Origin of the sequence: Alkalicoccobacillus gibsonii, assembly GCF_016798245.1 — a bacterium.
Classification (GTDB): Bacteria; Bacillota; Bacilli; order Bacillales; family Bacillaceae_D; genus Alkalicoccobacillus; species Alkalicoccobacillus gibsonii.
In genome coordinates this window covers 524,963-545,317 of the sequence record NZ_JAEUZA010000001.1, presented here as the reverse complement: position 1 = coordinate 545,317, position 20,355 = coordinate 524,963, and the positions used below count along the sequence as shown (strand labels likewise).

Annotated in this window: 21 protein-coding genes and 1 other annotated feature; of the genes, 2 read left to right on the top strand and 19 right to left on the bottom strand. The window is 39.9% G+C overall.

Annotation, left to right across the window (positions count from 1 at the left end; all coding sequences use genetic code 11):
- Positions 1-93: 93 nt before the first annotated feature.
- The 8 genes from JNO66_RS03005 to JNO66_RS02970 all read right to left on the bottom strand — a co-directional run bounded on the left by JNO66_RS03005 (position 94) and on the right by JNO66_RS02970 (position 7,139).
- On the bottom strand, positions 94-993 hold the full coding sequence (locus tag JNO66_RS03005; RefSeq protein WP_203086713.1) for a MerR family transcriptional regulator: 900 nt from the start codon (positions 991-993) through the stop codon (positions 94-96).
- A gap of 39 nt (positions 994-1,032) precedes the next feature.
- A complete protein-coding gene (locus tag JNO66_RS03000) occupies positions 1,033-1,869 on the bottom strand; it encodes a metallophosphoesterase (protein ID WP_210340750.1) in 837 nt (278 codons plus the stop codon).
- A 39-nt stretch (positions 1,870-1,908) separates the two neighbouring features.
- Positions 1,909-3,078, bottom strand: a complete 1,170-nt coding sequence (locus JNO66_RS02995; RefSeq protein WP_203086711.1) for a M20 family metallopeptidase — start codon at positions 3,076-3,078, stop codon at positions 1,909-1,911.
- Between the two features lie 265 nt (positions 3,079-3,343).
- Positions 3,344-3,772: a DUF2663 family protein gene (locus JNO66_RS02990; RefSeq protein ID WP_203086710.1), complete on the bottom strand. Its 429-nt coding sequence runs from the start codon at positions 3,770-3,772 to the stop codon at positions 3,344-3,346.
- Positions 3,773-3,819: 47 nt separating this feature from the next.
- Entirely contained in the window at positions 3,820-4,023 is a 204-nt protein-coding gene (locus JNO66_RS02985; RefSeq protein WP_203086709.1) for a hypothetical protein, read from the bottom strand.
- A complete protein-coding gene (locus tag JNO66_RS02980; RefSeq protein WP_203086708.1) occupies positions 4,023-4,610 on the bottom strand; it encodes a CPBP family intramembrane glutamic endopeptidase in 588 nt (195 codons plus the stop codon). The genes JNO66_RS02985 and JNO66_RS02980 overlap by 1 nt, the downstream gene beginning before the upstream one ends.
- Positions 4,610-6,124: a RecQ family ATP-dependent DNA helicase gene (locus JNO66_RS02975; protein WP_203086707.1), complete on the bottom strand. Its 1,515-nt coding sequence runs from the start codon at positions 6,122-6,124 to the stop codon at positions 4,610-4,612. The genes JNO66_RS02980 and JNO66_RS02975 overlap by 1 nt, the downstream gene beginning before the upstream one ends.
- A complete protein-coding gene (locus tag JNO66_RS02970; RefSeq protein WP_210340749.1) occupies positions 6,111-7,139 on the bottom strand; it encodes a YpbB family protein in 1,029 nt (342 codons plus the stop codon). Before JNO66_RS02970 ends, JNO66_RS02975 begins: the two co-directional genes overlap by 14 nt.
- 263 nt (positions 7,140-7,402) lie before the next feature.
- Between JNO66_RS02970 and JNO66_RS02965 the strand changes: the two genes are divergently transcribed.
- Positions 7,403-7,651: a ferredoxin gene (locus JNO66_RS02965; protein ID WP_203086705.1), complete on the top strand. Its 249-nt coding sequence runs from the start codon at positions 7,403-7,405 to the stop codon at positions 7,649-7,651.
- 36 nt (positions 7,652-7,687) lie between these two features.
- Here JNO66_RS02965 and JNO66_RS02960 read toward each other — a convergent pair whose 3' ends face one another.
- On the bottom strand, positions 7,688-8,746 hold the full coding sequence (locus tag JNO66_RS02960; RefSeq protein ID WP_203086704.1) for a M14 family metallopeptidase: 1,059 nt from the start codon (positions 8,744-8,746) through the stop codon (positions 7,688-7,690).
- Between the two features lie 118 nt (positions 8,747-8,864).
- Positions 8,865-9,084, top strand: a binding site (T-box leader).
- 96 nt (positions 9,085-9,180) lie between these two features.
- Between JNO66_RS02960 and serA the strand changes: the two genes are divergently transcribed.
- Entirely contained in the window at positions 9,181-10,803 is a 1,623-nt protein-coding gene (serA, locus tag JNO66_RS02955; RefSeq protein ID WP_203086703.1) for a phosphoglycerate dehydrogenase, read from the top strand.
- A 20-nt stretch (positions 10,804-10,823) separates the two neighbouring features.
- On the opposite strand, the gene JNO66_RS02950 is transcribed toward serA, so the two are convergent.
- From JNO66_RS02950 to resB, 10 genes are all read right to left on the bottom strand, one after another.
- On the bottom strand, positions 10,824-11,594 hold the full coding sequence (locus JNO66_RS02950) for a TerC family protein (RefSeq protein ID WP_203086702.1): 771 nt from the start codon (positions 11,592-11,594) through the stop codon (positions 10,824-10,826).
- A 90-nt stretch (positions 11,595-11,684) separates the two neighbouring features.
- Complete coding sequence (locus JNO66_RS02945; protein ID WP_203086701.1) at positions 11,685-12,071, bottom strand: hypothetical protein; 387 nt, start codon at positions 12,069-12,071, stop codon at positions 11,685-11,687.
- 45 nt (positions 12,072-12,116) lie between these two features.
- The gene (locus JNO66_RS02940) at positions 12,117-12,281 is read right to left on the bottom strand and encodes a hypothetical protein (RefSeq protein WP_203086700.1); all 165 of its coding nucleotides are present in this window, start codon (positions 12,279-12,281) and stop codon (positions 12,117-12,119) included.
- Positions 12,282-12,306: 25 nt separating this feature from the next.
- Positions 12,307-13,236, bottom strand: a complete 930-nt coding sequence (locus tag JNO66_RS02935; RefSeq protein WP_246483153.1) for a VanW family protein — start codon at positions 13,234-13,236, stop codon at positions 12,307-12,309.
- A gap of 60 nt (positions 13,237-13,296) precedes the next feature.
- Complete coding sequence (locus JNO66_RS02930; RefSeq protein ID WP_203086699.1) at positions 13,297-13,872, bottom strand: cob(I)yrinic acid a,c-diamide adenosyltransferase; 576 nt, start codon at positions 13,870-13,872, stop codon at positions 13,297-13,299.
- 68 nt (positions 13,873-13,940) lie between these two features.
- Positions 13,941-14,888: an ABC transporter substrate-binding protein gene (locus JNO66_RS02925; RefSeq protein ID WP_203086698.1), complete on the bottom strand. Its 948-nt coding sequence runs from the start codon at positions 14,886-14,888 to the stop codon at positions 13,941-13,943.
- A 44-nt stretch (positions 14,889-14,932) separates the two neighbouring features.
- Positions 14,933-16,714, bottom strand: coding sequence for an ATP-binding protein (locus tag JNO66_RS02920; protein WP_203086697.1), 1,782 nt, complete (start codon positions 16,712-16,714; stop codon positions 14,933-14,935).
- A complete protein-coding gene (locus tag JNO66_RS02915; protein ID WP_203086696.1) occupies positions 16,714-17,430 on the bottom strand; it encodes a response regulator transcription factor in 717 nt (238 codons plus the stop codon). The genes JNO66_RS02920 and JNO66_RS02915 overlap by 1 nt, the downstream gene beginning before the upstream one ends.
- A gap of 85 nt (positions 17,431-17,515) precedes the next feature.
- The gene (ccsB, locus tag JNO66_RS02910) at positions 17,516-18,703 is read right to left on the bottom strand and encodes a c-type cytochrome biogenesis protein CcsB (protein ID WP_203086695.1); all 1,188 of its coding nucleotides are present in this window, start codon (positions 18,701-18,703) and stop codon (positions 17,516-17,518) included.
- Positions 18,704-18,705: 2 nt separating this feature from the next.
- A complete protein-coding gene (resB, locus tag JNO66_RS02905) occupies positions 18,706-20,352 on the bottom strand; it encodes a cytochrome c biogenesis protein ResB (protein WP_203086694.1) in 1,647 nt (548 codons plus the stop codon).
- Positions 20,353-20,355 lie beyond the last annotated feature (3 nt).

Here is a 20,355-nt window from a genome sequence, read left to right as displayed (position 1 = left end):
CCATTCCTCATACCCGCAAAAACCGTTTCTTCTAACATACGGTATGTTAAAAAGCGTCATATGGTGCTTATACAGAAGCCCTTCTTTCACATATTAAGGAGAGCTTAACCAATTATTGAGCCATTCATCCCATTCAATCTGCCCAGACCCAATTGGGACCAAATCGGCACGAACATGTTGCAAGCTCTTTTCTCCACCTATAGCAAGTCCCACACGAGGAAACAATTTATCTAATGTACAATGGATTGAAGATACAGGTTCGATCTGATCGATGCTTTGATAGAAAGTCACAAACATTCCTGGATTCACTTCACGTATCATTGTTTCGACGTCATCTAAAGAGATTCCTTCTCCTAAGTTGATTACTTCCAGTCCTTTTTGTCTTAAAAATAATGCGAAGAGCAACCATTGTAAGCTGTTCTGCTTTTCTTTTCCATATAACCAGGTTACTACCCTCGGAAAACGACCATCAATCGGAAAGGCAAGAAAAAGGTGTTTGATTTTAGTCTCAACGAATGAAGCCGTTACATATTCATGAGCTGCTGTAATTTGGTTTGCTTCTTTTAAGGCTTTTACATCCTGGTAAATGACACCTAAAACATCTTGTGCGACTTTCTCAATGCTATAAAGACTGAATGCTTTATTTAACAATTGAGACGCTTCGTATTCGTTAAATTGTAAGAGTGCTTGTTTGATTTCACAAGCTAATTGATAGGTGTAATCATCATTTATTTGTACGGCCGTTTGATTTGATTGTTTTTTATCCTTTTCAAACAATTCAACAGCTTGTCCAATTGTAAACCCTTGATTTACCTTTTCAATGAGCCAGTGTAATACATGTAGCTGTTGCTCTGAATAAAGTCTATGACCAGCAGTATTTCGTGTAGGTTGAATCACCTTATATCTACGTTCCCATGCCCGAAGAGTTCCTGGTTGGATGCCTAATTTTGTGGAGATTGCCTTTATATTATATTTCCCATCTCGTGATGTCATATTCACACCCCTCCAAGCTCTTAGTCTTGTGTGATAGACTCAGACAACATAAATAACCGGATCTTCAATTGAAGTTTGGCCTGATCTCAAGGTGAATACATGCGATTCAGGTAACGCACCTAAGCGCAATGGCAATTTACTTGTACCATATCCGTTACTGACCAATTGAATGGTTCGATTCACTTTTTTAATATATCCTTTTGGAGCAGGGCCTAATCCACATATTCGAATTTGGCCACCATGCGTATGCCCACTCAATAATAGAGAGAATGGATGATCTGAGCGTAATTCCTTAAAGGCTTCGGGAAAATGACAGACAAAAAAAGAACATGAGTGCGTTGCTGCCTGATCAATTAACTCATCATGCTGGCCTTTACGCAAAGGTTCTACTCCACCTGCAAGAAAAAGGCGTTGATTTTCTCTTTCAAGCACAACGCCTTCATTCATTAATTCAATTACCCCAGTTTCTTTGAGCAACAATCGAAACTCCTGTTCATCTACTTCAACATCGTTATTCCCCCACACAAAATACGTGGGGCCGCAAGCAGTTAACGCTTGTAGATTTGATTTTACTTGACTTAAAGAGACTCCCTTTTCAAGCAAGTCTCCTCCTATAATAACTAAATCACATTTCCCAACCTCTTGAAGCAGGTCAGGAGACACAACCCGTCGATGAATATCTGATATAAAAAACAGCTTACTATGATTAAATGCTTCTGGTAAGCAGTCCATATAAATGGTTTGTTTAATCAACCTGTGTTCACGCGCAGTTTCATACATTTTCTTGAGTACTGGAATGGCAAGTAACCCGGCTGCGCTTATGAAAGGAAACCAACCCACTAGTCTCGCCTCATTTCTTTCATAACCAATATACACTACAGATGTATTTTTGCCCAATCATCCGCTTACGAACGACTACTCTTGATATGTGATCGCCGCTTGGATTAATAACTTTCCAGCAGTAAGCATGGCTTTCTCATCGAAAGTAAATTTCGGATGGTGATGTGGATAATCCGCTCCGACATTAGGATTACCAGAACCAGTAAAGAAGAACGTACCTGGTACTTCGCGTAAATAATAAGCGAAGTCTTCTCCGCCCATAACTGGAGCAGTCTCTACAACCTTTTCAGGATTATGAATAGCCTTGGCCACTTCTGCAAATCGTTCGGTTTCAGTTGCATCATTCACAACGGCTGGATAGCCCTTCACATACTTGAAGGAATACGTTGCACCCATCGCTTCACACGTACCTTTAATCATTTGTTCCATCTTCTCGATAACTAAATCCTGCACATCTTCATCAAAACTTCTTACTGTTCCTATTAATTCGGCTGTATCCGCAATTACATTAAATGGCCCTCCAGCTTGAAAAGAAGCGGTTGTGACAACAGCAGACTTTAAAGGGTCCACTTGTCTGCTAACAACATGTTGTAGATTTTGAACAACTGAGGATCCAACGGCTACCGCGTCAACCGTTTCATGTGGTGATGCTCCGTGGCCGCCTTTCCCTTGAATCGTTACTTCAAAGCGATCTGCAGCAGCCATAATAGGGCCACCTAGATACCCTACTTCACCTACTGGAATCGGATTCCATAAATGCGTACCATAAATCACATCAACACCGTCTAAGCAACCATCTTTAATCATTGCTATAGCCCCGCCCGGAGCTAGTTCTTCTGCGAATTGATGGATAAGTACGATGGTTCCTTTTAGTTGGTCACGGTTTTCCATTAACACTTTAGCACAGACTAGTAAGGTAGCCGTATGTCCATCATGCCCACAAGCATGCATAACACCAGGTGTTTTAGAAGAATATTCTAACCCTGTATCCTCTTGAATCGGAAGCGCATCAAAATCAGCTCTTAAAGCGACTGTTTTACCCGGAAGTGCACCTTTAATGTAGCCAACGACTCCGCGTCCTCCAACATTGCGCTTAACTTCAACGCCTAAATCTTCAAGATAATCTGCAATGAACGCAGGCGTTTTTACCTCATGAAAGGATAGCTCCGGCTCTGCATGAAGTTTTCTTCTAATATCAACCATCTCAGGATATAACGTTTCTAATTGATCAAATAATGTACTCATCTATGTGTGCCTCCTCTAAAGTTTAGGACTGATTAAAAAAAAGCTGATACCCTGCTTAAGAGTATCAACCTGGTTAATCTGATTTCTGTGATAGTTTCAGTAAACCAATTGCCATAAATAGTGCAAGTAAAACAGCTAGTCCACCAAACCCGAGAACTGCCAAAAATTGACTCATTGACATGATTGATCACTCCCTAACCTCTTCTACTTCTAGTTTAGCTGATAGATGAAGTTTTTGTCAAAAGCAATTCGTCATAATAACCATTTACCTGTAAAATACATTAATATCATGCAAGTGATTAAGCTGTTTAAAAACGTTGTGACGTTCCTTCCAATTCTGATCATCTTGCCAAAATTCTTCTTGACGCTGCATAAATTCTTCGCGTAATTCTTCAAACTCTTTATCCGCTTTTTCTGTTTTCTTATTAAAATGAACCATCCGAAAAAAACCAATACCTATTAATATAACTAGGAATATGCCAATGATTCCATTTAAAGAAACTGGAAGTCCCAGTATCCCGTGACCGCCCCACTTTACACCAAACGCAGCAAATAACAGACTCAGTAGCATAACAATTAAACTTGATCTATTTTTTTGCTTTTCAAACTGATCAAGTTTCTTTTTTCGTTTGATAAGCTCATCAATGATTTGTTTAGCTACAGGGTTGTCCTTTAAATTAAGTTGAACACTCATTCAAGTAGCTCCCTTTTTCTATCTACTATATAAATGAATGCCTCGTTTTAGAACAACCTCGAACCGAAAAAAATGGCAAGACCCACTAACGCTAGAAATAAAACAAGTAAGGTCTTTGCAAGTGGAAAGGTTCCACTCTTTTTCCGGCGCTGGCGCTGCTCTCTTCTTTCTGCTCGAGGAGGCAGTGTTTCTGATTTGTGCTCATGCTCATCAGCTTGTTCAAATCGCGTTTTTCTCTCTGCAGAACTCATTAATTCTCACTCCTTGTTGATTTCCTTGATGGAAAACGAATAAATAATGCTGCAATAACGTTTATTATAAAATGAGCAGTGATAGGAGCTGCCAGATGATTTGTCCATTCAAAAAGCAGTCCCAAACTGAAACTAACAGCGACCATCACTCCAAATAGAACAGGCTTTCTTACGTAACGCACATGGATAATGGCAAAAAGCAAACTCGCCCCAACGATTCCAATTAGCGTTTGAATAACTGCTCGAAACAATAATTCCTCCACGACACTTACAAGTAAACAAAAGAATAAAATATGAATTACAGACATTCGCCCAAAAATAAGCTTGTTCATTCCCCCGTCATCTAGAGCCTCTTTTGAAACCATTTTTGTTAATGCCCACTCGCAAAGCAAGATGACCATTGCTACAGCCATGCCAATTGCTATCGTAGAAAGCATGGCATCCGCCTGTAATTGAATCATCTGTCCCACTGGTATATTAAAAACCCATGTTAATGCTCCTGCAATGATCAGAAGAACAATCTGTGTAAGGTAAGCATTCAGATATAGAATATGTTTAGATAAGTCTTCAAAATGACCTTTATTCATTATGTTTGACCTTTCATGAAGACCAGGTTTAGCTGCTCACGCCAATCCTTTACGTTACTCTCAGATCGTTGATCACTACCCTCTTGTCTATAAAAGTCTTCCACTCGTAATCCACAAGATGTACAGCAAACTTCAGGCTTATTCACCAATTCTTCACTAAAATAACGAAGAATCGTCTCTCGTTTGCATTGATCGGTTTTTATCCATTTCCACATGGATCGCAGTCGATCTTCGATTACACTTACATGCTCATTAAGCTTTTGTTTTACCAACGGATAAACATCCTCTACTCGGAAAGCTTTCCAATCGTTTTTATACAGATATCCTTCATTTTCTAGCTCGTGTTTTACAATGGAAAATGCGGTATCAGAGCAATGAACAGCGGCACAGATGGATCTCTCTTCAGGTTCACTTAAAGAATGGCCTTGGGATAACTCTGTTAATATCGTACGCAACTGAATATCGTCCAGCGTATCCTTTTGAATCATAGAATGCGATAGCAAAAGGTCTTCATGATTATATAAAAGAATGGACACACTCCTCTTTCCATCTCGTCCTGCTCGTCCAATCTCTTGCAAGTAGGATTCAAGGTCCAGCGGCGGTTGAAAATGGATGACATATCGAATATCCGACTTGTTCACACCCATACCAAAAGCACTCGTGCAACAAATAAGCTGAAGTTGACCAATCATAAACTGTTGCTGAATCAATAAGCGATCTTCATGCAACATCCCCCCATGATAATGGCTTACCCCATTATGCCCTTGCTGCCTTAAGTACTCAGATGCAGACTCAGCCCATTTTCTTGTTTGAAAATAAATAATACCTGGACCTGTAAAAGATCCCACATACTCACTTAGTTGTTCAAGTTTCATTTGATTTGACGAAACCTCTTGGACGTGTTGGGCAATGGTTGGACGATCCACACTATAAAGATAAGTAGCTACAGAGTTAAGCTCCAATTGCTGAATAATATCGGTTTGCACCAATTTAGTAGCTGTTGCCGTGATCGCCAAACATGGCGGATTTCCTAATCTCTTTCGAACAGGAGCGAGCTTTCGGTAATCTGTACGAAATGATTTCCCCCAATGAGAAATACAGTGTGCCTCGTCAACTATGATATAACAAACGTTTACTCGATTAAGTCTAGCGACTACCCATTCAGATTGCAGCATTTCCGGAGACAGGTACAGCAGTTGATAGTGATCAAGTTGCTGAATAATTTCGTCCCGTTCATCTGAGCTTGTCATCCCATTAAGGGCGGCCACTCGCTTAATCCCGTTGCTTCTTAACTCTTGCACCTGATCCTGCATGAGAGATAGCAAGGGTGAAATAACCAAAGTCAATCCATTTGACAACAGAGCAGGTAGCTGATAACAAATGGATTTTCCTGTACCCGTTGGGAGCATGGCCAGAACATCCTTGCCCTTTAGAAGAGATTCAATGATTTCTTTTTGTCCCATTCTAAATTCAGAGTACCCAAACCATTCATAAAGTGCTTTATGCAGGTTCATACGAAGAATCCTTTCTTGTTAATGCAATCCGAATCATAAAATAACTAAATGAATCGCCTACGTATTCTCTTAATTGTTTTAATTTTAACGTGTTTAACGCTTCTGCAGCCTCAATAATCCGATGATATTCTTGTTTAGTAAGATAAGGATGAATTGAAAAGGTTGGATCATATAAAGCCAATTCTACAACATGATCTTCTATCGTGTTTCTTTTTAATCTTCTTTTTATCACAATTTCATCAATTGATAACCCTTGCCTTAACAAATTCGCTGTTTTTTTGGCTGTTTCAGTTAAAAACTGATGCTCTTGAAGCCCCCCTATAAAGGGACGTAATGCTTGATGCTTGTCATTTAATAGTTCATCGAATAACTTATGAAGTGTTGCTCTATGTACAACATAGATATAATCCGTATTCAACTGAAGTTGATCAGCTAGCTGAAACAGAGTTAAGCCTATTTGAGAAGGAGAAGAAAGCTGTCCAACAAAAATTCTTGCCTCAAGTTCTGAGCACGTTTCAAGAAATGAACGTAAATCATGATAGAGAGCGTCGAGTTCCGTTTGGTGCTGCTGGTTCTTTAATTGTAGTTTACGTTTGACCCATTTTTGGATATCTCTATTTGATGTGATAGGAATAAACGCTTTTTGTTTTAGATGAAGCTGAGTAAGCGTCTGAATGTAGAGGGTTAATCTTAGCCAAAAGACTTCCGTTAATTTTAGGTACTTCCAGCCGTCTAACCGATCGACAAAGTCATATTCATTTTTTAGAAACCTTACCTTAGCCTCTCCCTCACTGGTTAAAATAGCACGATGATCATCGCTCAAAACAATCCATTTCCTTTGTTGGAGTGTTAAAGCGAGCTTTTCTACCTCTTCTCTTGTGATTGAGGGGAATAAATGAAAGTAAGGAAGAAGCGAAAAGAAATGACCGTCCTGTATCGCCTGTGCTGACTTCTTACCTTGTAGTATGTGTTGTGCTCCGTAGATCGTACGCTCTCCCTTATAGGCAGATAACATCAACAAAAGTAGATCTTCCTTCATTTTTCTCACCCTCTACCATCCATTCTTCTTCAACATATTGTACCAAAATTCTTGCTTTCATTGTGAGATGAGGCTTTTTTTCGAGCATTTTCATCTTAATGTTAAGGATTCTACCAAATCATTGTACGATTCAGTTGAAAAAAAAACGGGTACACTTTACAATAGGTAAAGATAATGCACTCCCTATGATCGACAAACAGTCTTAATGGGAAAGTTCGCTTGAATGGAGGTATACATAAATGGCTAAATATACAATTGTAGATAAAGATACCTGTATCGCTTGTGGCGCTTGTGGTGCTGCAGCTCCAGATATTTACGATTATGATGATGAAGGCATTGCATTTGTGATTTTAGATGACAATGCAGGAACTGCTGCAATTCCAGAAGAACTGGAAGAAGACATGATTGATGCACACGAAGGCTGTCCTACGGATTCAATTAAAGTGGCTGACGAATCATTTGATGGCGACGCCCTTAAATTTGAATAGAAAAAAGGCTTACCTCTTCTTGAGGAAAGCCTTTTTTTATAGTTCTAGTCCCTTTAAAGCGAGAGGGACATTGTTAGTCCAAATCTCTGAGAATGACTGTGGTGGCAGTGGATTTGTTCCAGTGCCTACCTCGATCGTGAATCCTGATCGTTTTGTTTCTTTAATAAACCAATCCTTAAAGCCAGCATCACTGTCTGCAGTGTGTACAGCTGTATAGGAGCTCACTTGACAAAGCTTATCGACCATTTCCTTACTTTGTTCAGATTCCAGCTGTCGGTAGCCCCAATAGATCACCTGACCTTGTGAATGAAAAGCAAACACAAAATCTGGATTTATTTGCTGAACGTATTTATAAATAGCCACCGCCTCAGGCTCAGATAATGGATGTGTTCCACCATAATGTCTAGGCCACGGTTTCTGCGGACTCCCCTTCGCTTCTTTGTCCCATCCAGCAGGCCACTGATGATTTAAATCGACTCCGCGAATGTTTGCTGACCAATGATTAAACCTTGTCATTCCTTGATTGATTTCGAGTACACTGCTTTGATAAGGATGACCATCATAAACTCCTTGTAGTACTAAATCAATGCCATCAGGATTCACCATTGGTACGACGTGAAGCTGAATGTTTTCAAATAGATCGGTTAATGAATATCCAAGCCAATTTTGATTATGCTTGAGCTTTTTAGCTGCCTCAAGAAGAAATCGGCTTAGAAATTTCGACGTATGCCACTCATTTGCATGCCAGCCTCCAGAGTAAAAACACGACCTGCTCCCAGTTCCAATACTCCATGCATAGATCGGTTGCCCCATCACGGAATAGCCAATAATAGATGCTTTTACTCCAAGTGCCTCGAGCTCAACTCGATTTTCTTCAAGCTGTGCCATTCCAAATTCACAAAATAAATCATCTTCTATGTTTAAGCTAGATTGGATAAACGCATGATCAGGAAGTTTTACACCTTCCCCCGGGTACACATAATCCTGTTCAAAGCGTATGGATGGGTTAAGTAAAAGAATATCAAGTGGTCTGATACGATGTTTATAAGCGATGATTGAAACGGTATCTCCTTTAGTGGCAGTGTATGTCTTCAAAAATCCCCCTCCTTCTAGAATGTCTCAACAACATTGAGTCTTTTAAAATGGTCTGTTGACAGCTATCAATCGTTGTGATAAATTATCTTACAATTAGAACTTTAAAATTATCATATGAACAATAACACTGAGGAAGAATGAAAAAAAGGTTTCTTTTTAGAGAGCTGACGGGTGGTGAAAGTCAGCAAGAACCTTTTTGGATAGCCCTTCCGAGTTAATACATTGAACCTTTTAGTAGGTGTATTCGGGTTTACCCGTTATCATGTTTAAGATCTCTATGAGAGCTGAACGTTTTATGTTCAGAAGATGAGGGTGGTACCGCGGACTTCGCCCCTCACGACATTTTGTTGTGAGGGGCGAAGTTTTTTTTATAGATTAACGCTTTCACAGTGCCGCGACAAAGTAATATAGTACTCAAAGGGAGTGGTTGGAGAATGGAACATCAAATGGTAGCAGAGACAGAAGAACAAGACTTGAAAACGGGTGTGTTTCAGATCCTTGTATCTGATGCAATGAGTAAGGAAGGACTTCAACCTTTACTTGAAAGTGATCTCGTTACATGTGTACAGCAAAATGTAAATGATGTTGAAGACTTGTCTGTATTTGATGCGTTATTGATTCGGAGTGCCACAACGGTAACAGATGAATTGTTGTCAAAAATGCCTAATTTAAAAATCGTTGCAAGAGCCGGAGTCGGCGTCGATAATGTTGATCTTGATGCGGCTACAAAGCATGGAGTTGTAGTTGTAAATGCACCTGACGGAAATACGATTTCAACCGCTGAGCATACGTTTGCCATGATGAGCTCATTGCTTAGAAATATTCCACAAGCTAATGCATCTATTAAAGCCGGCCAGTGGAATCGTAGCAAGTATCAAGGATCTGAGCTTCGATTAAAAACTCTTGGAATTATTGGTTTTGGTCGAATTGGTTCACAGATCGCCCAAAGAGCTAAGGCATTTGAAATGAAGCTCATCGTTTTTGATCCATTTTTAACAAAGGATCGCGCTGAGAAGCTTGGTGTCGAACTTGGTTCTGTTGACGAAGTTTTAGCCGCCGCTGATATTATTACTGTCCATACTCCACTTACTAAAGAGACTAAAGGCCTTTTAGGCATGAAAAACATCGCCAAGACAAAACCTGGGGTTTTTCTTATTAACTGTGCACGCGGTGGGATTATAGATGAACAAGCACTAAAGCATTATTTAGCAAATGGTCATGTTGCTGGTGCTGCACTAGATGTGTTTGTAGAGGAGCCTGCAACGGACCGTGAGCTTCTTGACTTTGACAATGTGATTGCTACACCACATATCGCAGCATCTACAAAAGAAGCTCAATTAAACGTAGCATCTCAAGTATCCGAAGAAGTTCTTCATTTTCTTCAAGGATCTCCTGCTACGAATTCAATTAACTTACCTACCCTCTCTAAAGAGGTCTATGAAAAAGTAAAACCATATTATCAATTGACGAAAAAAATGGGGAACATTCTTTCTCAGGTTCTTCGTACTCCCGTACAAGAAATTGACGTGCACTATAGCGGCAATGTCGCAAATTTTGAAACAACGATTACAACACGAAGCTTAATTGCTGGATTCCTACAGACTAGAGTCGATGCTGCTGTTAATGACGTCAATGCATCATTAATCGCAAAAGAACGCGGAATCAGCTTTGGAGAGAAGCAAGTGTCCGATACATTTGGATACTCTAATCTAATTCACGCAGTTGTGAAAGGAGAAGAACGCTCTTTCTCTATTCAAGGGACTTATGTAAAAGAATACGGAGCACGTATCGTTAATATGAATGGCTTCTCTGTAGATTTCATCCCAGAAGGACACATTCTCTACATTCAACACAACGATAAGCCTGGTGTAATCGGAAAGATGGGTCAACTTCTCGCTGAACATGATGTTAACATCGCAACGATGCAAGTAGGTAGACAAGAAGCAGGTGGGCAAGCAATTATGCTTGTAACGGTTGATAAGCTAGTCGATCAAATTGTTATCGATCAGCTACAAGACATTGATGAGATTCAATTTGCAGAAACAATCGAGTGTTAATTCGCAAAAGAAACCACGGCTCACACCGTGGTTTCTTTTTCTTTGATTCTTTTTTTACCTGATGTAACCCAGCTGACAATAATGATGAGTATAAGGACTCCCCAGAAAATAAGCTTCCAAGAGGTTGACTCAGGAAAGTGGACAGGTAAAACACCTAAATCAGGATGACTTAAAGTAAACACGGCAAGCTTTACTCCTACCCATCCTACAATGATATACGCACCCGTTTCGAGATTTGGCCTTTTCTCGAGTAAGCCTACAAATTTGCTTGCAGCAAATCTCATGATTACAATTCCAACAATGCCCCCGGTCAACACCACTAAAAATTGACCACCATCCATTTGACCAATCCTCGGTAGTGGTGTCTCAGGCAATGTCATGGCGAGCGCGACTGCAGCGAGGATTGAATCGACAGCAAAAGCAAAATCAGCTAACTCGACTTTTAAAACCGTTTTCCAAAAACTCGCAGGAGCTTTTACAGATTTTGCTGATTTTGTTTTATGTAGAATAAATTTTCTCCAAATATAGTGCAACGCCAAGTACAAAAGATAAATTGCACCTATCGCCTGAATCTGCCATACATCAACTAAGTAAGAAATGAGAAATAAGGAAGCAAAACGAAAAACAAATGCTCCAGCAAGTCCATAGAATAATGCCTTCTTTCGCTGATCATCAGGCAAATGTCTGATGACCATAGCTAAAACCACCGCATTATCAGCAGCTAAGACACCTTCTAATCCTATAAGAACAAGTAACACCCATCCATATTCAAGCCATACCGTCGTATCCATTCATGACGACCTCCAATGAGTCCAACCTAAACAAGTATTTGTTCGGTTGTAATCTGATTGGATTAGTTTGTGCGTTTCACTCGCTCATATTCATGACCAGATATGGGTTAGAATTTGTTCGAGCTGTTCTTCCTTAGATAAGGTTAAGTACATTTGCCCTTTTACCGTGAGATTCATCTGATTTTGATTGAGCGTGAGGAATTCTTCATGAAATGCAATTCGAAGGTAAAACTCATGCATTTGTTTAGCGGCTGCCACATCCCTTTTTGTGCGAATACGGTAACCAAATGCCCGATGATGAGCTCTCCAAAAACGTGGGTGAAATTCTTTTGAACCTAGTGTACGAAGATTTGATTGGGTCTTCACTTTCTTTAACATAAAGACAAAACCATCTACAATATCAATTTGTGTACTTGATAAGTCCATTCTTTGATTAAACCAAGATAGCAATTCAGCTTTTAAGCGCGGGTCTGTCATGGAGTTAAAAACCTTTCTATGAACACATACTTTTCTTTTATTTTATCATAAGAAAAAGCTAGCTGTCTCACTAGCTTTGGAGGAATCATTTTTCATATTAAAAAGAAATGTCTGGTCTTGATTTTGTAATGTTTGAGCACCGATAAATAAGAAACCAATGACTAATGCCAACACTAAAGCAATACAAACCCTTCTTGTATAATCAACCATAACGTTTATTTACCCTCACTCTCCATTAAGGTGCGTTAGACACTACATTAACTACTAATTCTTCTTGATTGACTTCAGCTTTGATCATCACTGGATGGTCCAATGAATTTTCAAAAACAAAATCAGGTCCACCCCAAGAAACAGTCGCATCTCTTCCTGATGCTACATATCCTACGTCTCTTGAATGCGTGTATCGATGAACAACCTCTAATCCTGCAGCATCGATCGCATTAAATAAAGTGGATGAGGTTTGACAAATACCTCCGCCTATACCAAGAACAAATTCTTTGTTCACAATTTCTAACGCTTCTTCATATCCACGCTCTTTTGTTCGTTCGCCAACTACCTTATTAAATGAAAATTGATCACCTGGACCAAGAACATACTGATTGATTGCATCAGCTGAGATTTGAATATTTTTTGTTCTTCCCTCTACGCTTGAATCAAAATATGTACGAAAGCTTGCCACCTCGTATTCATCAATTCCTTCAAGCTGTTCACTTGTAACAGTTGGTTCCGTTACATAGATAGGAAGCTGTAAACGTTTTGTTCGCGGGGAAAGGTCATGAATATGTTCGATGAGCTCTTTTTCAGATAAGATCACTCGACTCTCCCCTGCTGTAATGTTTCCAAACTCATCAATGGTAGGATTTTTCATTGGTGTATCAATCGTTGATGCTAAATCACTTGCAAACTCTACAATGGCCTCTTCATTGATCTGAGTAGTTAAATCATTGTTAGAAAAGCCTAAATCAGCTAATGAAACCGTGAACGTATTCTCTTGATGATCAATTAAATCCAGTTCATCCCATACCATTCGTTCTTTGTGCAAACGTTTAGATTCCTCTTTTAAAGGAAGCTGTTTAGAAACAATCTGAGTGGGTTCAGATTGACAAGCGATGAGCAAACTGACTGATGCTACACTTACACAAATCAGCAATGACCATTTTCTCATGTGATTTCTCCCCCCAAATGTATACCTATGCGAGGGAAGAAATCATATGACACTTATCAGTTACTCTTCTTTTTCATAAAAACGGAACACATCGGCTCCGCGAATGTATTCAATATCAGAGGTAGAATGATGGGCGTTCGCTGCTCTTGCCGCTACAAAAAAATAATCAGATAAGCGATTCAAATATTGTTGAATGATTGGATTGGCTACGCCCTTCTCATCAAGACATTTTGTCAATTGCCTCTCTGCTTTACGTGCCATTGTTCTACAAATATGCAAAGTTGACGCTGCTTTTGAACCACCAGGTAAGATAAATCGCTTAATTGGTGGCGTTTTATCCATCCAATCATCAACCCTTTTTTCAAGCCAGCTTGTTTCTTCATCCGTCAGTTTTTTATCTTGGTTATTGTCTAGTTGTATATAGGAAAGATCACTTCCGCAGTCAAAGAGTTCATGTTGAATCTTTAGTAATTCATGTTCAAGTTCTGGATAAGCTAATTCAGCACGCGCCAGTCCTACAAAGCTGTTTAACTCATCAATGGTTCCAAGTAATTCAATTTGACTATCATGCTTAGGCAGTCTTCCTCCTATGATAGATGTTTTGCCTTTATCGCCTTGTTTCGTATAAATCTTCATATGATAATACTCCTTTCACTTGAAAAGAACCTTATGACTCAATTAGTCAGAAGGTTCTTCACAGCATTTTATTCAAAATCCTCTGGATACACAAGCTCCGCCAGCTGCCATGCTCCTTCTGCCAAACGAGGTCCCGGACGACTGACAAGATTTGCATCAATATCAAATACTCGATCTTCTTCTACTGCTTTTACCCGGTCCCAGGCTGGTCGATCTTTAATCAGTTCTGACCCATCATACGTAGATATAATGACATCTGGATCATACGTAATCCCAATTTCTTCACTTAGCTCTACCCAGCCCTCCTGATCGTCTGCTGCGTTTTGGGCATAACCCACACTTAATAATTCATCAAGAAATGTCTGTGTACCAGCAACGAATATAGGCTGAGCTGAAATTTCAATCCACACAGTCCGCTGATCATCCTGCTCTTTTTGCGTGATTTCCGCTAATTCTTGAAATTGATTTGCCATTTCTTCCACCACTTCTTGTGCAATGGCCTGTTTATTGAGCAACTCACCAATCTCTTCAATGGTTTCATAGACTGCCTCAATCGTTTGGGCGTCCTCTACGATGAATACAGGATACCCAGCTTGATCTAATTGTTCAAACGCATGCTCTGCTTGTGCCGCACCTGATTGATGTGCAAGGATCAAATCCGGTTCAAGCTCAATAATCTTCTCTACATCAAACTCCATACCGCCAATACTTTCGACATCTAAAACCTCCGTTGGATAATCATCAAACTCTGAGCGACCTACAAGCCCTTCATCTGCATCCAACGCATAGATAATTTCTGTATTACTAGGAATGAGAGAGACAATCGACTTTGGCTCTTCTTCAATGATAACGTCGCGCCCTAAGGCGTCTGAACGCTCTAAAGGATAGCTTGTTTCAAATGTATCCTCTGATTCTTCCGTTGTGTTATCCACTTGGTCTTCCTCGACTTGGTTTGTACAACCTGCAACCAGAGTTACTCCAAGAAAAATAGCTCCAATCTGAAACCTGGCTTTCAATGTTTAACACCCTCCACTTGTTTCGTATGGAACAAGATTTTTCTTTATTTTTCGCTAGGATGATCAGGTTTTCGTGGAAGAACGATAGAAAATGTTGTTCCTTTGTTCATTCGACTATGAACCGTTACTTCACCCTTGTGAGCTGAGATGATATTCTTTGCGATGGCTAATCCCAGCCCAGTGCCAGAACGTCCTCTTGTTCTTGATTTATCTCCTTTATAAAAACGCTCAAATACAAACGGCAGATCTTCTTCTGGGATTCCACTACCTGTGTCCGTCACATCCAATTCGATCGAGTTCTCAAATAATCGAACATTCAAGGAAACCGTACCCCCTTCTTCCGTATGTCTAATGGCATTATGCAGAAGATTGGTTAATACTTGCTCCATTCGATCGGGATCCATTAAAAACTCTGGCTGATCCCCTTCAATATGAGTTGTAAGGGTGATTCCGTCGTCTTTCGCATAGCCTTGGAATTTCCGAAGCACTCGATCAGAAAACTCCTCAATGTTTACTAGATCCTTGTTAAGTTCAGTATGACCTGCTTCCATTCGCGCTAAATCAAGAAGCTCATTTACTAGTCTTCCCATCCGTAAGGACTCATCATAGATAATTTTAGCAAGCTCCTTCTGATCCTCTACAGTACCTGCTAAATCATCAACAATGGCTTCACTGTACCCTTGTAGTAAAGAAATAGGTGTTCTTAGTTCATGTGAAACATTGGCAATAAAATCTTTTCTCAGTTTGTCATGCTGTCTTTCCTCCGTCATATCACGAATAACGGCAACCGCACCCCGTACATCCTTTTGATCATATAAGGGAGCCATAAGAATGGCCCAGCTTCTGCCCTGAACCACAAGTTCAATGAGTTCTTCTTCTTCTTCACCTATTACATTTAAATAAAGCTGACTCATTTCCTCAGGTAGATTCGACGTATGATGAGGCTGGTCTTCCATTTCGTAGCGCCAATCCTCAAAGAATCGCTCAGCGGGTGGGTTCATCACTACCACTTCCCCTTTGCGATTAAAAGTCATGACACCATCCGCCATACTACTTAAAATTCGTGCAAGCTGTTCTTTTTCTTGATTTAAGGCGGCGATATTACGGTTAAGCTCTCTTCTCATTCGGTTAAAAGCAATGGCTAATTGACCAATCTCATCATGCGTTAATATAGGGACCTTCGTTTGAAAATTTCCTTCTGCCACTTCCAGTGCCGCCTGACGCATTTTACGCAATGGGGCAGTGACTCTAGACGAAAGGAAAAAAGCAAAGATGGTTGTAAGTACAATAGCAATACCTGCAGACAAGTATACTAATCGTCTTGTTTCATTTGATGTTTGTTCAAAAGCAGATAAGGTTTGATACATAAAAACACCACCGCCCGGTTGACCCGCCAGTGGAACTCCAACAACCATAATTTCAGCTTGACCTGATGAAGGTCCAGAAAAGTCGCCTTCTTTCACAACCACTTGATTGTCTTCAATAACGGTTGAAAGCTCTTCATCGCTTAAGAAAAAAGACGGGGGCAAGGTTACGTCTAAATGATTCTCTGATCCCCAACTTTTTTCACCATCTTCAAAAATAGCAATGTTAATATTAAAATTCTCTCCATACTGTCGGATCATTTCACTTCTATTTGGCTCGTTTCCATGTTCTTCGTATATGGAAGCAACCATTGTCGTATGTTTTTGCAGCTGTGTTTCCGCTTCTTTAAGGTTAAATTGCTCCAAAGATTGGAGCAATAAAACCATTAAGATAGCGAGAACTGCAGATACTAATAGCAAAATTGTAAACCACAGCTTACCAACAACACTTTGCCAAAGCATTACTTCGCTGCCTCAAACTTATAACCTACGCCCCAAACCGTTGCAATCATGGAGGCTGTTTCTTCTGATACTCTGTTTAACTTTTCTCTCAACCTTTTAACGTGTGTATCAACCGTTCGTAAGTCACCAAAGAACTCATAGTTCCATACGTCTTTTAACAGTTGCTCTCGTGAGAAAACTTTGTCCGGTGATTGAGCCAAATAATACAACAATTCATATTCTTTTGGTGTCAGTCCAATGTCTTGTCCATCTACACTCACCCGGTGCGCATCATTGTCAATCGTTAATTGATTAAAAACAAGCAAGTCCTTTGTCTGAACATCCGTTTGCAAAAACTTAGTTGTAGATGAACGTCTTAGTAAAGCTTTCACTCTAAGCACAACTTCTCTTGGACTAAACGGTTTAACAATATAGTCATCCGCGCCTACTTCAAAGCCTTGTACGCGGTTTCCTTCTTCTCCTTTTGCCGTTAACATCATAACAGGCGTTGCTTTTGTTTTTCTAAGCTCCTGGCACATCTCAACGCCATCCATCTCTGGCATCATTACATCGAGAAGAATTAAATCATATTCAGTCTCAAGAGCCATTTCTAAAGCCTTTTCGCCGTTAATGGCTTCTTCTATAACATAATTTTCTCTCTCTAAATACATTCGTAGTAAACGACGAATTCTCTCTTCGTCATCTACAACCAATATTCTCGCTTCTTGTTGATCCATAAGGCAAGGGCCTCCTTCAAGTACTTATAAGCTCTGATACATGTAGTGTACCATGTCTTCAATATTTCAGTCACTTGAAGTGGTCTTATGCATAGGAATGCAGACCTGCAATGACTAAGTTAACAAAAACTAGGTTAAACATAATGATGGCAAACCCAATGACACATAACCAGGCTGACTTTTCTCCGTGCCATCCATTTGATAATCGTAAGTGTAAATACACAGCATAAAATAGAAACGTAATAAGTGCCCATACTTCCTTAGGATCCCAGCCCCAAAATCTAGTCCACGCAATTTGCGCCCAGATCATCGCAAACACTAGACCTCCTAATGCAAACACGGGGAACCCAATAGCAATGGCACGATAACTGACTTCATCCACTTGCTCTGGATTTACCGACTTTAATAGTGGCTGAATGGCATGTCCAATTCTTTTACGTAAAACAAGGCGTAACAGAACATAGATAACAAACCCTGCAATAAAGGACCATATCACTGTATTCAAATCATCACTTCGTATGTCAGCCCATACATGAAACAATGGCTGCATGCGACCATCCGTTAATAATTCTCCCGCATTTGGTCCAACAATTGCAGGTAATGTATAGGTCATTTGAGCTTCGGCATCAAATTCATTTATGTATTGGAAGACTGCTTCATAATTAAATAATCGAAATAGATATCCAATTCCGATATAACCTACTAAACTCGTGATTGCATACATAATCCATTCAAGTGCAGCTGTTTTTAATCCTGGTTTAGAATAATCTAACGTGCGAATTAAATAAACGAGACCTGCCGCAAATCCGATTGATAAGATCCCTTGACCAAGTGCTGTTGTAATGACATGAATCTTTAACCAATTGCTTTGCAGGGCAGGAATAAGCGGTGCTACTTCTCTAGGAAAAAGAGATGCGTATGCAATAAGAAGCATAACCGTTGGCATAGTAAACATTCCAATGACGTTGTTACGATATAAACTAAAGATTAAGATGAATGCAAGTCCCATAGCAATCCCAAGAAATGTCATGTACTCGAACATATTACTAACTGGTGGGTGTCCCGCAACAACCCACCTTAAAACAAAATAGCTTAGTGAACAAAGGGCAGCAAGTATACTAAAAATAAAGCCGAATGTTCCCCAACGATTTCCCTTCATTTCTCCTTGTTTGTTTCTCCATTTCTTCCCTGTAACAGCAACTGCAAATGCAATCGTTGAAGCCAAGTAAAGAAAAAATGCAATAAGCATGAGTGTTCCACTTGCTGCAGCCATTGTTAACCCTCCTGAGCTTGTTTCTTTTTCTGTTTGTCTTCTGACTGATCAACTGTCTCGTTTAGACCTGTACCTTCTGCAACAAATTCTATATCACGTTGCAACGCAAGCCAGCTCTTGTTTGTATGTCCAGCGATCCACCATTCATTATCAACCTTTTGCAACCAAATTCGGCGATGCGTCCAATAAGCACCTTGGACTAAACCAATCATAAAGATTGCTCCACCTACGATGAGAAATGGAATCGTATAATCCTTCCGCACAGTAAGGATGCTAACATTTTTCATTACGACATCTACAAATGTCATCTTGTATTCCGTTTCTCCAAGAGGTTCCCGGTTATCTTGTATCCCAACAAAGCTTACCTCACCCTCTGGTGTTTCAGGGGTATACATTTTAAAGAAAAAGTAAGGATTATCAGGAACACGTGAACGAGTAGAAGGTTGGTTTTGATCATTCATAAAATAATCAGGAAAATAACCAAGAACTTCGACCTTGTATCCTTCTTCAAGTTCATACATTTCTTCAGGGTCAAACAAATCAATATCCATTCGCCCGTATGTTTCGCCCGTCTCTTTGTTTTCTAATGTAAAGGATAACTCATTAAGTTCATTTAACTTATACTGTGTCTGATATAAGGAAAGTCCTTCATATTTTAAAGGTTCATTTACACGTATTTCTTGTCTAGCTACTTCTTTTTTCTCTCTTGTTTCACCAATAACTCCTGACTCTTCAGTAGCTAGTAAGACCGCATCGGTTTGAAACGTTTTAACCACTGGATCACCATTTCGCTCAAGCGCCTCTTGAAACGTTGGATCTGAATCATCATAGTACTCAACAAAAAAACGTTCATTATGTACAAATAAGGTTGAATCCGTTCCCGGTACTCTTGCTTCCTCTCCCTCACGAACCCACATTGACTCATCGACATACATACCGGGAAAATAACGGAGCATACATCCGATGAGAAAAATGATAATCCCTACATGATTGACGTAAGGCCCCCATCTAGCAAAGCGGTTTTTCTCGGCAAGTAGGTTTCCATTTTCTTCTCTAACTTTGTAATGTTTCTTAGATAGGTTTGCTTTCACCTGGTTGAGCATTTGCTCTTGATTCACATTGCTTACTTGTGTTTTTGAAAAGAGTCGCTGCTTTTTCAAAAACATCGGATGACGTGTAATTCGTTGCTTCGATAAGGACTTATAAAGAGGCACCACACGATCCAAGCTCGCGATAATTAAAGACACTCCAAGTGATGCTAAAAGCAGCATATACCACCATGAACCATATAAATTGTGAAAGCCTACATCATAATAAAGCTGACCTAAAAATCCATACTCTTCTTTATAATAGATTGATGCATTCTGGTCGGCAGGTATAAAAACCTCCTGAGGAAAAACACTTCCGAGTGCAGAAGCAAATAGAAGAATGACTAGAATCCAGATTCCAACCTTTACAGACGAAAAAAACATCCAGATCTTATCGATAATAGTACTTGTATATGTTTTAGAACGGCGAGCCGCTCCCTCATATCGCATATTTAATAACGGTGCTTCTGCCTCCGTTTTTTCAAGCGGCTTTCCGCAATTTTGACAAATCAGCGTACCTTCTGAGTTGGCTTGACCACATTCACACTGTACGTTACTCACCTT

Excerpts from the sequence above, each read along its gene's own strand:
- JNO66_RS03005 (WP_203086713.1), bottom strand. The coding sequence starts at position 993 with ATGACATCACGAGATGGGAAATATAATATAAAGGCAATCTCCACAAAA.
- JNO66_RS02995 (WP_203086711.1), bottom strand. The coding sequence starts at position 3,078 with ATGAGTACATTATTTGATCAATTAGAAACGTTATATCCTGAGATGGTT.
- JNO66_RS02990 (WP_203086710.1), bottom strand. The coding sequence starts at position 3,772 with ATGAGTGTTCAACTTAATTTAAAGGACAACCCTGTAGCTAAACAAATC.
- JNO66_RS02985 (WP_203086709.1), bottom strand. The coding sequence starts at position 4,023 with ATGAGTTCTGCAGAGAGAAAAACGCGATTTGAACAAGCTGATGAGCAT.
- JNO66_RS02980 (WP_203086708.1), bottom strand. The coding sequence starts at position 4,610 with ATGAATAAAGGTCATTTTGAAGACTTATCTAAACATATTCTATATCTG.
- JNO66_RS02975 (WP_203086707.1), bottom strand. The coding sequence starts at position 6,124 with ATGAACCTGCATAAAGCACTTTATGAATGGTTTGGGTACTCTGAATTT.
- JNO66_RS02970 (WP_210340749.1), bottom strand. The coding sequence starts at position 7,139 with ATGTTATCTGCCTATAAGGGAGAGCGTACGATCTACGGAGCACAACAC.
- JNO66_RS02965 (WP_203086705.1), top strand. The coding sequence starts at position 7,403 with ATGGCTAAATATACAATTGTAGATAAAGATACCTGTATCGCTTGTGGC.
- serA (WP_203086703.1), top strand. The coding sequence starts at position 9,181 with ATGGAACATCAAATGGTAGCAGAGACAGAAGAACAAGACTTGAAAACG.
- JNO66_RS02950 (WP_203086702.1), bottom strand. The coding sequence starts at position 11,594 with ATGGATACGACGGTATGGCTTGAATATGGATGGGTGTTACTTGTTCTT.
- JNO66_RS02945 (WP_203086701.1), bottom strand. The coding sequence starts at position 12,071 with ATGACAGACCCGCGCTTAAAAGCTGAATTGCTATCTTGGTTTAATCAA.
- JNO66_RS02940 (WP_203086700.1), bottom strand. The coding sequence starts at position 12,281 with ATGGTTGATTATACAAGAAGGGTTTGTATTGCTTTAGTGTTGGCATTA.
- JNO66_RS02935 (WP_246483153.1), bottom strand. The coding sequence starts at position 13,236 with ATGAGAAAATGGTCATTGCTGATTTGTGTAAGTGTAGCATCAGTCAGT.
- JNO66_RS02930 (WP_203086699.1), bottom strand. The coding sequence starts at position 13,872 with ATGAAGATTTATACGAAACAAGGCGATAAAGGCAAAACATCTATCATA.
- JNO66_RS02920 (WP_203086697.1), bottom strand. The coding sequence starts at position 16,714 with ATGCTTTGGCAAAGTGTTGTTGGTAAGCTGTGGTTTACAATTTTGCTA.
- JNO66_RS02915 (WP_203086696.1), bottom strand. The coding sequence starts at position 17,430 with ATGGATCAACAAGAAGCGAGAATATTGGTTGTAGATGACGAAGAGAGA.
- ccsB (WP_203086695.1), bottom strand. The coding sequence starts at position 18,703 with ATGGCTGCAGCAAGTGGAACACTCATGCTTATTGCATTTTTTCTTTAC.